Here is a 12,690-nt window from a genome sequence, read left to right on the forward strand (position 1 = left end):
ATACAGAAAAATTATTAAATTTGAAATATGGTTATAATATTTAAGAAGAATTATCAAAATTTTATGATTTTTTTTACGTTTTTCCTTTTTTGGTTTAGTATCCAATTTGGAGAACTGGTAGAGGATTCAGTCGCATTTGCTCTCATAGTTTCGTTGGGTATTTTACATGGTGCAAATGATTTACTTATTTTATCGAAAGGAAAAAATAAGAAGGCTGTCTATTTGAAACATCTTCTTATTTATCTCTCAATTATTTTATTGTGTGTTGGGACTTATTTATTTAGTCCCTTTGCGGCAATTTTAGCATTTATTTTATTGAGTTCCTATCATTTTGGTGAAGAGCACATGGGTGAAAAGATCAAAGAGCATCAAATTCTGAATGCTATTTACTATATGGCTTACGGTTTGTTTCTTTTTTCAATGCTTTTTTATGCATCCCTCTCGGATGTAAACCAAATTATGAAAGAACTAACTGGAACTACTTTGACCAGATTTCAAATTCTACTCGCATTGCAAAGTTCGGGAATGTTTCTTTTTGTGATCAGCTTGTTTCTTGTTTTAAAAAAGAAGAATAGCCTTCGCCTGTTTTTAAAAGAGTTATTTTATTTAGGACTTCTCTTTATTGTTTTTAAAACCTCATCACTCATCTTGGGCTTTGCTATTTATTTTATCTTCTGGCATTCGATTCCTTCCATAATGAATCAAGTAGAATTTATCTATGGAAGTTTTACCAAACAAGGGGTTGTTCGATATATTAAAAAGGCACTGCTATATTGGTCAATAAGCGTAGTGGCTCTAGTGATATTATATCAAATGATTCCTGAAATAAATTTATTTTCTACGATCATTTTTGTGGTTTTATTCGCAGTAACTGCTCCCCACACATGGGTCATGTATAAAATGAAAGCTTAACGTGTAAAAAAGAGTTCGTTTTCTGAAGACATTTCTGCAGAAAAACGGTAGCTATCTACATCAAATCCTTTTAATTCCTCAATACTGTTGACATTGTTGTCTAAGATATAGCGCACCATCAATCCTCTTGCTTTCTTGGCAAATGTCATGATTGTTTTATATTCTCCGTTCTTAAGATCTTTAAAAACTGGAGTAATCATCGGTACTTTTAATATTTTTTGATTGACTGCTTTAAAGTATTCCGAACTGGCTAAGTTGATCAGTAATTCGTTTTCAGAAAGTTCATTGTTCAAGGAATTAGCGATGCGATCCCCCCAAAATTGATATAGATTTTCTGTTTTACCAACTTTTAATTTTGTGCCCATTTCCAATCGATAGGGCTGAATTAAATCCAGTGGTTTTAACAAACCATAGAGTCCCGATAAAATTCGCAATCGATCTTGTAATAGCGGTATTTTTTCTTGGGATAAAGAGTTTATGTCAATTCCTCGAAATACTTCTCCGGTAAATGAATAGATTGCTTGCTTTGCATTTCCTGTTGAAAAAGGAGTCGACCATGCTTGATTTCGTTCGTAGTTCAGTGCAGACAAGTCAGGAGATATTTTCATTAAATCGCCAATTTTGTTTTTGGAAAGTGTTTTGAGTTTTTTGTTCAACTTTTCTGATTGACCTAAAAACTGGGGTTGCGTATACAGGCTCGTCGCTGCTTTACTTTCAAAATCCAACGATTTTGCAGGAGATATGATGATTTTCATAGGTTGGTAGTATTTATTTAATCGTCTTTTTTGTTCTGTAAAAGTACAACATCAAAGATTTAATGTCAATAAAATCGATGATTCTTATTCTGTTGGTTTTTTTTTAGTACATTTAGTGTAGTTTTAATTGAAATGAACTATCCACGAGGATAGTTTTTTTAAGAAATTTTTTATTCCATCAGAACCTATGAAACTATCTACAATAAAAAAGCATTTACAAAATTTAGAGACTATTGCATTTCAGTTGCCAAACAATCAGTTGGTATCTCGTCATTTTCATGTTACTGAAGTTGGAAAAGTAACCAAAAAATTTATTGATTGTGGGGGAAAAGTACGCTCCGAAGAAGTGATTAATTTTCAACTCTGGGAAGCAGACGATTATGACCATCGATTGCATCCAGAAAAATTATTAAATATTATCGAGCTATCGGAAAAAATTTTTGATTTTGAGGATTTGGAAATTGAAGTCGAGTATCAAGGTACTGAAACTATTGGAAAATATGGGATGGACTTTGACGGAAAAAATTTCCTACTAACCTCTAAGCTTACTGCCTGCTTGGCGAGGGAAGCTTGTGGGATTCCAGAAGAAAAACCAAGAATCCGTATTTCTGATTCTGGAAAAGTAACTTCATGTGATCCTAATTCGGGGTGTTGTTGATGGGAACGATATTGAAAACAGAATTCCTCCTCTCTCTTTAAAAATCTTCTTTGGAATTTATGGTATAGTTTCTCCACTTTTCTAGACAGGTGAGTAGGTCTTCAGGAATTTCAGAATTAAATCGCATAAATTCACCTGTTGTCGGATGTGTAAAGCCCAAGGTTTTAGCGTGTAATGCTTGTCTTGGAAGTGTTTTGAAGCAGTTTTGTACAAATTGCTTGTATTTGGTAAACGTGGTACCTTTTAAAATGTCATTTCCTCCATAACGTTCGTCATTGAACAGGGTATGACCTATGTGTTTGAAATGTGCTCTGATTTGATGTGTTCTACCCGTTTCTAGTTTGCACTGAACTAAGGTGACATACATAAACCGGTCGATCACTTTATAATGAGTTACGGCATGTTTTCCAAAATCTCCTTCAGGGAAGACGTCCATTTGTAAACGATTTTTTAAGCTACGTCCAATATTTCCTTCTATTTTACCTTCGTCTTCATCAATATTTCCCCAAACTAAAGCATAATACAAACGTTCTGTAGTTCGGTCAAAAAATTGTTTTGACAAATTGGCCAAGGCATATTCTGTCTTTGCAACCACCAATAAACCACTAGTGTCTTTGTCGATTCGATGCACCAAACCTGGACGTTCGTTCGAATTGGTTGGTAAGTTTTCGATATGATGTATTAATCCATTGACCAAGGTTCCTGAATAATTTCCATGGCCTGGATGTACTACCATTCCTGCTGGTTTATTGACCACAATTAACGCATCATCCTCATAAACGATATCTAAAGGAATGTCTTCTGCGACCAATAAATTTTCAGCTGGTGGATGGGTTAAGAGAACTCGGACAACATCGTTGGGTTTTACTTTATGATTTTGCTTTACAGCAATATCATTCACTAAAATATTTCCTGCTTTTGCTGCTTGTTGAATTTTATTTCGAGTAGCATTCTCAATAAAATTCATTAAGAATTTATCTACTCGTAAAGGTTCTTGACCAATGCTTGCTATAAAATTGTAATGTTCGTATAAGGCTGTATTTTCACTCTCTAGGTCAGTGTTCTCTTGCATAATTGTTTTGTAAGTACTTAAAATTTAATTTCTTGTCCCATCACCCAAAATCAACTCAATCGTTGAGTTTTTTGGTATTTTTTCTCCAGCTGTTAGTTTATTTCCATTAAATTTAAGACCTCTTACAACATTTTTACCAATGTCTGGAACATAGGTGAATTTTGTACCAACAGTAAAACCAATTGATTTTAGTTCTGTAGTAGCTTGTCTTTTTGTACGCCCAATTAAATCAGGTACTTCAATTAGTCTATAGGTAGAGGGATTTAAAACCAAGTAAATTTTTCGTTTCTCTTTTACAAAATCACCTGCTTCTGGGTCTTGTTCTATAACCGATTTGCTAGGGTAATTCGGATTGTAACTCGCTGAATCCATAATTTTTAAATCGAGGTCTAATTCGGTTAATTTACGCTCTACTTCTTCCAGAGAAAGTTTATGCAAGTTTGGGACTTGAATTCTTTGGTCGTGATTTGTGGTCATTTCTAACCAATTTTTCAATCCAAAAATTAAAAGAAACAAGGCAATGATAGCAATGGTAAGATGCTTTAAAAATGATTTACTTTTTAGAAATTGAATCATACCCATTTTTCACTTTTTAGAACAAACAAATATATAAAAACTAAACGTTGCTGTTTCTATTTATATTTTGATAAATTTGTTTTATTTTTTTATTATAAATGAAACAAAACATTGCCATTATAATGGGGGGCTATTCAGCCGAAGTTCACATTTCCTTAAAAAGTGGAAATGTTGTGTATACGCATTTAAACAAAGAGAAATATACTCCTTTTCGAGTACATATCTTACAAGATAAATGGGTCGCTTTGGATGAATCCAATGTCGAATATCCCATCGATAAAAATGATTTTTCCTTTATTTTAAATGGACAAAAAATTCTTTTCGATTGTGTTTTCAATGCAATTCACGGAAATCCTGGAGAAAACGGAGCCATTTTAGCTTATCTAAATATGATCGGATTAAAGCATACTTCGGCAAACTGGTATCAAATGGCCTTGACCTTTAATAAAAGAGATACTCTGAGTGTTGTTAAAGAATATGGCATTCCAACCGCAATTTCTTTTTATTTAAATAAAGGAAATACAATCGATATTGATGGGATTGTAGCAAAAGTGGGGTTGCCTTGTTTTGTCAAGCCCAACAATGCGGGTTCTAGTTTTGGAATCTCAAAAGTACATACCATTGAAGAACTAGTTCCCGCGATCGAATATGCCTATGAACAAGACTCAGAAATTTTAATTGAATCTTTTTTAGAAGGAAGGGAAGTATCTGTGGGAGTCATCGAGTATCAGAATACAATTAAAGTAATGCCCATCACAGAGATTATATCAGAAAATGATTTCTTTGATTATGAGGCAAAATATGAGGGGAAATCGAAAGAAATTACCCCAGCTCAATTACCATCTGAGCTACAAGATAAAATTGAAACTATCGCAAAAAAAGTTTATCAAGTATTAAATATGTCTGGCTTTTCTAGATCAGAATTTATCTTGGTAAAAGGCGTCCCACATTTTTTAGAAATGAACACGGTACCTTACTTAACAGAAAACAGTATTTTACCTCAACAAGCTGCTTGTTCAGGTATTTCTTTAGCAGAATTATTTGATAACGCCATCCAATCGGCTTTAAACTAACACTATGAAAAAAGCAATTTTCCCAGGATCTTTTGATCCCATCACTTTAGGACATTTTGATATTGTCGAACGAGGTGTCTCGTTATTTGATGAGTTGATCATTGCTATCGGTGTCAATTCTGATAAGAAATATATGTTTTCCTTAGAGGAAAGAATTAAATTTATTGAAGACTGTTTTAAAGACAATCCAAAGATAAAAGTGGTTACCTACAAAGGACTAACCGTTGATTTTTGTACAAAAAACAAGGTAGATTTTATTCTAAGGGGTTTGAGAAATCCAGCAGATTTTGAGTTTGAAAAAGCTATTGCACATACTAATAGGGACTTGGCTCCAGTAGAAACCATTTTCTTGCTAACTGCGGCAAGTACTTCATATATTTCATCTTCTATTGTTAGAGAAGTCATTCGTCATGGTGGAGATTATACAAAATTGGTACCCAAAACAGTTCGTATTTAAAGCTTCGAATTTCAGCATAAGATTTTTTCCTATTTTGTATTTCAATCTTTAGTTTATGAAGAAAATTATATTTTATATTTCTGTTCTCTTTCTTTTTTCTTGTGAGTCTTCAACGAAAAATCAACAGGAAAAACTAACGACCCTTTTTGAGTCTTCAAAGGGAACTGAAACTCCAGAATATAAAGAGATAATTGACTTTTATACCAAACTCTCAAATTCGCATCCAGAAATTTCACTCTTCTCTTTTGGGCAAACTGATGCAGGTATGCCTTTGCATTTAGTGGTCTTTCATACCGAAGGGATCTACAATATTGAAGAACTAAAAAACAGTCCTAAAAATCGAGTCTTAATCAGTAATGGAATTCATCCTGGAGAGTCTGACGGGATTGATGCTTCTATGCTATTTTTAAGAGATATCGTTCAAAGTGATTCTTTGAAAAATAGATACAAAAACTCACTGATTGCGGTAATTCCTGTCTATAATATCGGGGGTGCTCTCAATAGAAATTCACACACACGAGCCAATCAAAATGGTCCGAAAACATATGGTTTTCGTGGAAATGCTCGTAATTATGATCTAAACAGAGATTTTATCAAACAAGACACCAAAAATGCAGTTGCTTTTGCTGAAATTTTTCATGCAGTGCAACCCGATGTATTTATTGATACGCATGTGAGTAATGGGGCTGATTATCAATATGCAATCACGCATTTGTTTACGCAGCATAATAAATTAGGTGGCAATTTGGGAGACTTTATTGAAACGAAAATACGCCCTACATTAGAACAGTCTTTACAAGAAAAAGGGATTGACATTTCGCCTTATGTAAATGTTTGGGGTACTTCTCCAGATGGAGGATGGTCTCAGTTTTACGATTCGCCTCGTTATTCTACGGGCTACACAACATTATTTCACACCTTAGGAATGATGGTCGAAACACACATGCTAAAACCCTATGCCACCCGTGTAGCACAAACCTATGAATTATTGTTCTCAATGGTCGATTTGACTCAGCAATACTCCTATAATATCAAAGAATTGAGAAACAATGCAGTTTCCGAAATTTTAAAAAATAAAAGGTATCCATTAGTTTTTGAAGTTGATCAAAAGATCTCTTCAAAATTGAATTTTAAAGGGTATGAAGCCACTATTATTCCAAGTGAAGTATCCAATGGGAATCGATTGTTTTATGATCGTACGAAGCCTTTTACGAAAGAAGTAAATTATTACAATACTTTCAAAGTAACTAAAGAGGTTTTGATACCCGATGCTTATATTCTCCAACAAGGTTGGTTCCCAATTGTGGAACGCTTACAAAATAATCATATTGAGTTTACCCGTTTTAAAAAGGATACAACCATGACGGTAGTTGTGCAGCATATAGCATCCTATCAAACAAAAAAAACGGCATATGAAGGACATTATTTGCATTATGATACGGAAGTGAAAAGCACCCAGCAATCTGTTCATTTTAGAAAAGGTGATTTGTACATTCCAACTCATCAAAATGGAATTCGATATCTTTTTGAAACTTTAGAAGCGGAGGCTATAGATTCTTTTTTTAATTGGAATTTTTTTGATACTATTTTACAGCAAAAAGAAGGCTTTTCAGGCTATGTTTTTGAAGATGTGGCATCAGACTTCTTGGCCCAACATCCTTTAGTAAAAGCTGCTTTAGATAGCAAAATGAAATCAGACAAAGACTTTGCGAGTAACCCAAGGGCTCAGCTCAATTTTATTTATCAGAACACATTGCATTATGAAAAGGCACATTTGCTGTTGCCAATTTACAAAGTGTTCAATTAAATACTTTTAAGAATTAAAAAGTAGATTGAATATTTAAAGTTACTTCGTCCCACGTTTTAGAAACTCCGTCCGCACCTTTGTGAAGTTCTTCACATACTTTGTTCAACGAAGCTATTGCTGCTTTTGCATTCCAAGCATTAATGTCTAAAGTTGCTTTCATAGAAAATACATTGTCTGAAATATCATAGGTAAAAGGAACCTCATTGGTCATTCCATTCATTTGGATTGTCGCTATTCCTTTAGTTTCCGTTGAAATTTGTAATTTCCCCTTAAGGATGTTAGTATTCATAAAACTAAAAAAGAACTTTCTAATTTTGTAGTCTCTGCTAGAGTCTTTGGTGAAAATACTACTTACTGGGATTCCAAATTCGGTATTGTTAATGGCTTCAGAAATTGTATTTCCTTCTCCGTTAGCAGTAATGTTTACTTGATTGAATGCTCCGTTTACGGGGATTTTATCTGTTGTTTTATAGGCTGTCCAGCCAATGGAGTTTTTTGCTTTTTTTAAAGAAAATTTTGCATTGGACTGAGGAGCTACTTTTTCAACTTCTTTTGTTGAAGTTTTTGTGGTTTCAGATTTGCAATTTATAAATCCTATTGTGAGTAAAAATAAAGCACTATAGTATATTGATTTTTTCATAATTAGTTTTTTGGTTTAATAATTGTTTGTGCCAATTTGATGTATTCTTTCTTTGCCTGTTCTGAAGACATACCGTTTAATTGCATCCATGCATTTAATTTAAAAGCATTTCTACCGTTTACATTACTGTTAAAAGAAAAATTATTACCAAAAGTAGCTTGCTTGTTGAAGGCATATAACTTTAGCATGATATCTGGTGCAACGGCTTTTTTTAGACTAGAAATATTCTCAAAAGCAATAGTAAATTCTTTGTCCAACTCGTCCGACATTCTTACTTTTTTTCTGCAATCACCTGAGTTCCCCCTTTTACAGTATCTCCCAATTGAACTGCTAATTTCGTATTTAAAGGTAGGTAAAGATCTACTCTTGAACCAAACTTTATAAAACCTGCATCTGTTCCTTGAACTACAGTTTCTCCTTCTCTTGCATAATTGACAATCCTTTTTGCCAATGCTCCAGCGATTTGACGATATAAAATTTCACCGAAAGAGGAATTTTCTAAGACAATAGTAGTTCTTTCATTATCTGTAGATGCCTTTGGATGCCAAGCGACTAAATATTTACCAGGATGATATTTACTATATTTTACAATCCCACTCATAGCATATCTTGTCACATGAACATTAATCGGAGACATGAAAATTGAAACCTGTAATCGTTTGTCTTTAAAATATTCTGGTTCTTCTACTTCTTCAATAACAACCACCTTTCCATCTACTGGAGCAATGATGTGATTTTCGTTTAAAGAGGTTGCTCTTTTTGGATTTCTAAAAAATTGTAAAATGATGATTAGAAAGCCTAAAATTAAAATTTGAATGGTTTTAATCAACCAAAGAGTCTCAATAAATCTTTCTGCGAGAAAAATTCCAGTAATAGCAAGTACTAATGAAATTACAATAATCTTATAACCTTCTTTGTGAAAACGAATCATGAATTATATTATAAAGTTGATATACAAATATACGAATGGAGCGGCAAACAACAAACTATCTAGTCGGTCTAAAATCCCTCCATGTCCTTAAGCATAATATTGCCACTGTCTTTTATTTTAGCCTGTCTTTTAAATTTTGACTCTACCAAATCTCCAATGGTACCTATTACAGAAACAATGATAGCTATAACAATCCAATTTAAGGTTGAATACTGTTGTATGTAGTGTGATATAAGATATCCAGTAAGTATGGCAAAAAACAATCCTCCCACAAAGCCCTCGATTGTTTTTTTGGGAGAAACACTTTCAAAAAGTTTTCTCTTCCCAAAATTTTTCCCAACCAAATACGCAAAGCTATCATTGATCCAAATAAGAATCAAAATAGTTAATATCAAATAGGGGTTGTATTGGTCTTTCTCAAATGGAATCAAAATTAGAAAGCAAAAAGAAAATACGAGGTATCGAATGGTCAATCCCATTTTTGAACGATCATCTTTGCTAGAGATCTCTTTTTTTGAAAACAATTGATAAATTAGAAAACTGGATGAAACTAGCGTAATGACTAAAATGATACTCACGGCATAGCTGTCAGGTCTTTTTAAGAGTAAAAATGCAGCTGCTCCGAAAAAAATATAGGAAGCAATACTTTTGAAATTGAGTATTTTGTGGAATTCCCAAATTGCAATTAATGCAAAAACTACCGTAAGAATTATATATGATTCTTTAGAATAAAGAATTGCTGAAATAAAAAGAATAACAAAAATAAGTCCAGAAAGACTTCTTTTTAAAAGGTTGCGCATATTATAAATCTTCAAATAGCAGCAAATATAAGTTTTTTGAGTTACTGTTGCCGTAGTTTAAAAAATTATCATCATTTTTTTTAATAGTATAATTTTTGACAGCACTGATATTGGTTGGTAAGTTGTTTTTTGCATTATTTTTGATACCTGCTAAGCCTTGTCCAGTATCTTTTACAATCTGACTAGTACCTGCGCAGATGATAAAGTTTTCAGAGTATTCATTGATTTTACAGCCTTTTAACTGATTTGAAGAGAATAAAACATCACCTTTATCGGCAATCAAATGCTCACAGGTAGAAAAAAGTGGAAGAGATAAATTGTTTTTAGAGGTCTTGGTTCCTTTTTCAATATACTTTAGAAGAGAATCATCCAATAATTGAAGTTGATCCCAATTGTTCTCTAGTAAGATTTTTTTTAAGTTGATTGCTACTTCCTTCTTATTTGCACAATACAAAAATTTTCCTCCTTTAGAAATGAAATTGTGTACAAATAAATCATCCAAAGATAAAGTAACCTCTTGTTCTTTAACTTCCTCTTCTTTGGATGATTGTTTGTATAGTAATTTCTTAAAAAAGTTCATTGATAAATTGAAGCGTTTTATGATTCAGTAGATGGCTCATTGGATGAGACAACGGTTCCTTTATCCTCAATTTTTTCTTTTTTTAGCGGTTGACTTTCTTCAGCAAAAGGTCTTTTTCCAAAGATTTTTTCTAAATCATCTTTAAAAATCACTTCTTTTTCCAAAAGCAACTGAGCTAATGTAGTGAGTTTTTCCTTATGTTCACTTAACAATTCAATAGCTCTGACGTATTGAGCTTCAACCATTTTTGAAATTTCTTGGTCAATGGTTTTTGCTGTTTCTTCGCTGTAGGGTTTTACAAAAGAATCGTTTCCTGAAGAATCATAATAGGTAATGTTACCAACAGCTTCGTTTAAACCATATACAGTTACCATTGCTCTAGCTTGTTTGGTTACTTTTTCTAAGTCACTCAAAGCACCTGTAGAAATTTTATCGAAAATGATTTTTTCTGCGGCTCTTCCTCCCAAGGTAGCACACATTTCATCCAACATTTGTTCTGTTTGAACAATCATTCTTTCTGCGGGCAAGTACCAAGCTGCACCTAATGATTGCCCTCTTGGAACAATAGTTACTTTTACAAGTGGGGCTGCATGTTCCAACATCCAACTTACAGTTGCATGTCCTGCTTCATGAAAAGCGATTGTTTTCTTTTCCTTGGGCGTAATGACTTTGTTTTTCTTTTCCAATCCACCAACGATACGATCGACTGCATCTAAAAAATCTTGATGCTCTATTGCTTTTTTATTATTTCTTGCAGCAATCAGGGCTGCTTCATTACACATGTTGGCAATATCGGCTCCAGAAAAACCGGGAGTTTGTTGTGCTAAAAAGTCCACTTTCACATCTTCTCCTAATTTCAAGGGTTTGATGTGTACTTCAAAGATTTCTTTTCGTTCATTAATATCAGGTAAATCTACATAGATCTGACGGTCAAAACGTCCTGCACGCATCAAAGCGCTGTCCAATACATCTGCTCTGTTGGTTGCTGCAATAACAATCACATTCGTGTCGGTTCCAAAACCATCCATTTCAGTCAATAGTTGATTTAGGGTATTTTCACGTTCATCGTTACCACCTGTCATGCTATTTTTTCCACGGGCTCTACCAATGGCATCTATTTCATCAATAAAAATAATGGAGGGTGATTTCTGCTGTGCTTGTTTAAATAAGTCTCTCACACGAGAGGCACCAACTCCTACAAACATTTCTACAAAATCAGATCCAGATAATGAAAAGAAAGGAACCCCTGCTTCTCCAGCTACTGCTTTTGCCAATAATGTTTTTCCTGTTCCAGGAGGGCCTACTAATAAGGCTCCTTTTGGGATCTTACCACCTAAAGAAGTGTATTTTTCGGGATGTTTCAAAAAGTCTACAATTTCTTGTACTTCTTCTTTTGCTCCTTCCAAACCAGCAACATTTTCAAATGTGGTTTTTACTTTGGTATCTTGATCAAAGAGTTTTGCTTTCGATTTCCCAATGTTGAAGATTTGACCTCCACCTCCAGCACCTCCAGCACCGCCAGACATTCTTCGCATGAAAAACAACCAAACAGCAATCAACAAAATGAACGGTAGGAAGCCAATGATTGTGTCGAAAATACTTGTTTGACTTTCGTTTTTGATATCAACGATTAAGTTTTTTTCTCTTTTCGCATTTGCAACTTCGTTTTCGAAGTTTTGTTGATCACCAAAATTGTATTCAAAAATTGGAGAGCCTATTCTGTAAAATGAGGATGACTTATACCCTTTGTATTTATCTTTTTTTAGTGCTTCTTCAGTTAAAAAAATCTGAGCAGTTGTATTGTTAACAACAATGATTTTTTCAATATCATTATCAAACAAAACTTCTTCAAATTTATTTTTTGATAAAGCTTTTGAAGCTAATGTACCCGAATTAAAAAACTGAAATGCAATTAAGGCAATAAAAATGGCACCATAAATCCAATATGGGCTAAATTTTATTTTAGGGGCATTCGGTTTGTTCTCTTTTTCTTTATTTGAATCATTCATAGGTGAATAGCAAAATGTATTTATTTAGTTTTTATTGCTGTGATTTTAGCATCACCCCATAGGCTTTCGATATCATAAAATTCGCGAATGTGTTTTTGAAAAACATGAACTACAACATGAACATAGTCCATTAGAATCCATTCCGAATTGGTTTGACCTTCGATGTGCCAGGGCTTGTCTTTGATTTCCTTTGAAACCGTTTTCTGCACAGAGCCAGAAATAGCATTTACTTGTGTGTTAGAGTTCCCAGAGCATACTATAAAATAGTCGCAAACAGTGTTCTCTATTTCTCTTAAATCTAGCAATTGAATGTCTTCTCCTTTAACATTGTCAATCCCTTTTATAATCTCAGCGATTAACTCGTCTGTATTGATTTTTTTTTTGGTCATTAAAATTTATAAATTAATACGCAAAGTTATT

16 protein-coding genes are annotated in these 12,690 nt (G+C 33.5%); 5 read left to right on the forward strand and 11 right to left on the reverse strand.

The annotated features are described in order from the left end of the window. Positions 1-63: 63 nt before the first annotated feature. Positions 64-912 carry a Brp/Blh family beta-carotene 15,15'-dioxygenase gene (locus tag RRF69_RS08340; RefSeq protein ID WP_316939358.1) on the forward strand — a complete coding sequence of 283 codons (849 nt, stop codon included), beginning with the start codon at positions 64-66 and terminating at the stop codon, positions 910-912. Here the strand turns inward: RRF69_RS08340 and yaaA are convergent. Next, a complete protein-coding gene (gene yaaA, locus RRF69_RS08345) occupies positions 909-1,667 on the reverse strand; it encodes a peroxide stress protein YaaA (RefSeq protein ID WP_316939359.1) in 759 nt (252 codons plus the stop codon). The two genes, RRF69_RS08340 and yaaA, sit on opposite strands and share 4 nt — an antisense overlap. A gap of 187 nt (positions 1,668-1,854) precedes the next feature. Between yaaA and RRF69_RS08350 the strand changes: the two genes are divergently transcribed. Next, entirely contained in the window at positions 1,855-2,325 is a 471-nt protein-coding gene (locus RRF69_RS08350) for a DUF6428 family protein (RefSeq protein WP_316939360.1), read from the forward strand. Positions 2,326-2,362: 37 nt separating this feature from the next. On the opposite strand, the gene RRF69_RS08355 is transcribed toward RRF69_RS08350, so the two are convergent. Next, positions 2,363-3,397: an RluA family pseudouridine synthase gene (locus RRF69_RS08355; RefSeq protein ID WP_316939361.1), complete on the reverse strand. Its 1,035-nt coding sequence runs from the start codon at positions 3,395-3,397 to the stop codon at positions 2,363-2,365. Positions 3,398-3,421: 24 nt separating this feature from the next. Next, on the reverse strand, positions 3,422-3,973 hold the full coding sequence (locus tag RRF69_RS08360) for a PASTA domain-containing protein (RefSeq protein ID WP_316939362.1): 552 nt from the start codon (positions 3,971-3,973) through the stop codon (positions 3,422-3,424). A gap of 98 nt (positions 3,974-4,071) precedes the next feature. Here RRF69_RS08360 and RRF69_RS08365 point away from each other — a divergent pair, with 98 nt between their 5' ends. The 3 genes from RRF69_RS08365 to RRF69_RS08375 are packed head-to-tail and all read left to right on the forward strand — an operon-like array spanning position 4,072 to position 7,310. Then, complete coding sequence (locus RRF69_RS08365; RefSeq protein WP_316939363.1) at positions 4,072-5,046, forward strand: D-alanine--D-alanine ligase; 975 nt, start codon at positions 4,072-4,074, stop codon at positions 5,044-5,046. A gap of 4 nt (positions 5,047-5,050) precedes the next feature. Next, positions 5,051-5,503, forward strand: a complete 453-nt coding sequence (gene coaD, locus RRF69_RS08370; protein ID WP_316939364.1) for a pantetheine-phosphate adenylyltransferase — start codon at positions 5,051-5,053, stop codon at positions 5,501-5,503. A 55-nt stretch (positions 5,504-5,558) separates the two neighbouring features. Next, positions 5,559-7,310: a M14 family metallopeptidase gene (locus RRF69_RS08375; protein WP_316939365.1), complete on the forward strand. Its 1,752-nt coding sequence runs from the start codon at positions 5,559-5,561 to the stop codon at positions 7,308-7,310. A gap of 13 nt (positions 7,311-7,323) precedes the next feature. Here RRF69_RS08375 and RRF69_RS08380 read toward each other — a convergent pair whose 3' ends face one another. From RRF69_RS08380 to rsfS, 8 genes are read right to left on the reverse strand one after another with little or no spacing between them, the layout of a single operon-like run. Then, positions 7,324-7,950, reverse strand: coding sequence for a YceI family protein (locus tag RRF69_RS08380; protein ID WP_316939366.1), 627 nt, complete (start codon positions 7,948-7,950; stop codon positions 7,324-7,326). 2 nt (positions 7,951-7,952) lie between these two features. Beyond that, the gene (locus tag RRF69_RS08385) at positions 7,953-8,219 is read right to left on the reverse strand and encodes an acyl-CoA-binding protein (protein ID WP_316939367.1); all 267 of its coding nucleotides are present in this window, start codon (positions 8,217-8,219) and stop codon (positions 7,953-7,955) included. 2 nt (positions 8,220-8,221) lie between these two features. Continuing rightward, a complete protein-coding gene (locus RRF69_RS08390) occupies positions 8,222-8,881 on the reverse strand; it encodes a phosphatidylserine decarboxylase family protein (RefSeq protein WP_316939368.1) in 660 nt (219 codons plus the stop codon). A 3-nt stretch (positions 8,882-8,884) separates the two neighbouring features. Beyond that, complete coding sequence (locus RRF69_RS11800; RefSeq protein WP_410479482.1) at positions 8,885-8,935, reverse strand: hypothetical protein; 51 nt, start codon at positions 8,933-8,935, stop codon at positions 8,885-8,887. A gap of 14 nt (positions 8,936-8,949) precedes the next feature. Then, positions 8,950-9,681, reverse strand: coding sequence for a phosphatidate cytidylyltransferase (locus tag RRF69_RS08395; RefSeq protein ID WP_316939369.1), 732 nt, complete (start codon positions 9,679-9,681; stop codon positions 8,950-8,952). Position 9,682: 1 nt separating this feature from the next. Continuing rightward, complete coding sequence (locus tag RRF69_RS08400) at positions 9,683-10,261, reverse strand: LUD domain-containing protein (protein ID WP_316939370.1); 579 nt, start codon at positions 10,259-10,261, stop codon at positions 9,683-9,685. A gap of 17 nt (positions 10,262-10,278) precedes the next feature. Then, positions 10,279-12,270, reverse strand: a complete 1,992-nt coding sequence (ftsH, locus tag RRF69_RS08405; protein ID WP_316939371.1) for an ATP-dependent zinc metalloprotease FtsH — start codon at positions 12,268-12,270, stop codon at positions 10,279-10,281. Between the two features lie 20 nt (positions 12,271-12,290). Further along, positions 12,291-12,659, reverse strand: a complete 369-nt coding sequence (gene rsfS / locus RRF69_RS08410) for a ribosome silencing factor (RefSeq protein ID WP_316939372.1) — start codon at positions 12,657-12,659, stop codon at positions 12,291-12,293. Positions 12,660-12,690: the final 31 nt, after the last annotated feature.

This window comes from Polaribacter sp. HL-MS24, from assembly GCF_032758595.1.
GTDB lineage: Bacteria > Bacteroidota > Bacteroidia > Flavobacteriales > Flavobacteriaceae > Polaribacter.

Bases quoted from the DNA above. Each gene is read 5' to 3' on its own strand.
- RRF69_RS08400 (WP_316939370.1), bottom strand. From the start codon at position 10,261: ATGAACTTTTTTAAGAAATTACTATACAAACAATCATCCAAAGAAGAG.
- RRF69_RS08365 (WP_316939363.1), top strand. From the start codon at position 4,072: ATGAAACAAAACATTGCCATTATAATGGGGGGCTATTCAGCCGAAGTT.
- RRF69_RS08380 (WP_316939366.1), bottom strand. From the start codon at position 7,950: ATGAAAAAATCAATATACTATAGTGCTTTATTTTTACTCACAATAGGA.
- ftsH (WP_316939371.1), bottom strand. From the start codon at position 12,270: ATGAATGATTCAAATAAAGAAAAAGAGAACAAACCGAATGCCCCTAAA.
- coaD (WP_316939364.1), top strand. From the start codon at position 5,051: ATGAAAAAAGCAATTTTCCCAGGATCTTTTGATCCCATCACTTTAGGA.
- yaaA (WP_316939359.1), bottom strand. From the start codon at position 1,667: ATGAAAATCATCATATCTCCTGCAAAATCGTTGGATTTTGAAAGTAAA.
- RRF69_RS08395 (WP_316939369.1), bottom strand. From the start codon at position 9,681: ATGCGCAACCTTTTAAAAAGAAGTCTTTCTGGACTTATTTTTGTTATT.
- RRF69_RS08375 (WP_316939365.1), top strand. From the start codon at position 5,559: ATGAAGAAAATTATATTTTATATTTCTGTTCTCTTTCTTTTTTCTTGT.
- RRF69_RS08385 (WP_316939367.1), bottom strand. From the start codon at position 8,219: ATGTCGGACGAGTTGGACAAAGAATTTACTATTGCTTTTGAGAATATT.
- RRF69_RS08390 (WP_316939368.1), bottom strand. From the start codon at position 8,881: ATGATTCGTTTTCACAAAGAAGGTTATAAGATTATTGTAATTTCATTA.
- RRF69_RS08355 (WP_316939361.1), bottom strand. From the start codon at position 3,397: ATGCAAGAGAACACTGACCTAGAGAGTGAAAATACAGCCTTATACGAA.
- rsfS (WP_316939372.1), bottom strand. From the start codon at position 12,659: ATGACCAAAAAAAAAATCAATACAGACGAGTTAATCGCTGAGATTATA.
- RRF69_RS08360 (WP_316939362.1), bottom strand. From the start codon at position 3,973: ATGATTCAATTTCTAAAAAGTAAATCATTTTTAAAGCATCTTACCATT.
- RRF69_RS08350 (WP_316939360.1), top strand. From the start codon at position 1,855: ATGAAACTATCTACAATAAAAAAGCATTTACAAAATTTAGAGACTATT.
- RRF69_RS08340 (WP_316939358.1), top strand. From the start codon at position 64: ATGATTTTTTTTACGTTTTTCCTTTTTTGGTTTAGTATCCAATTTGGA.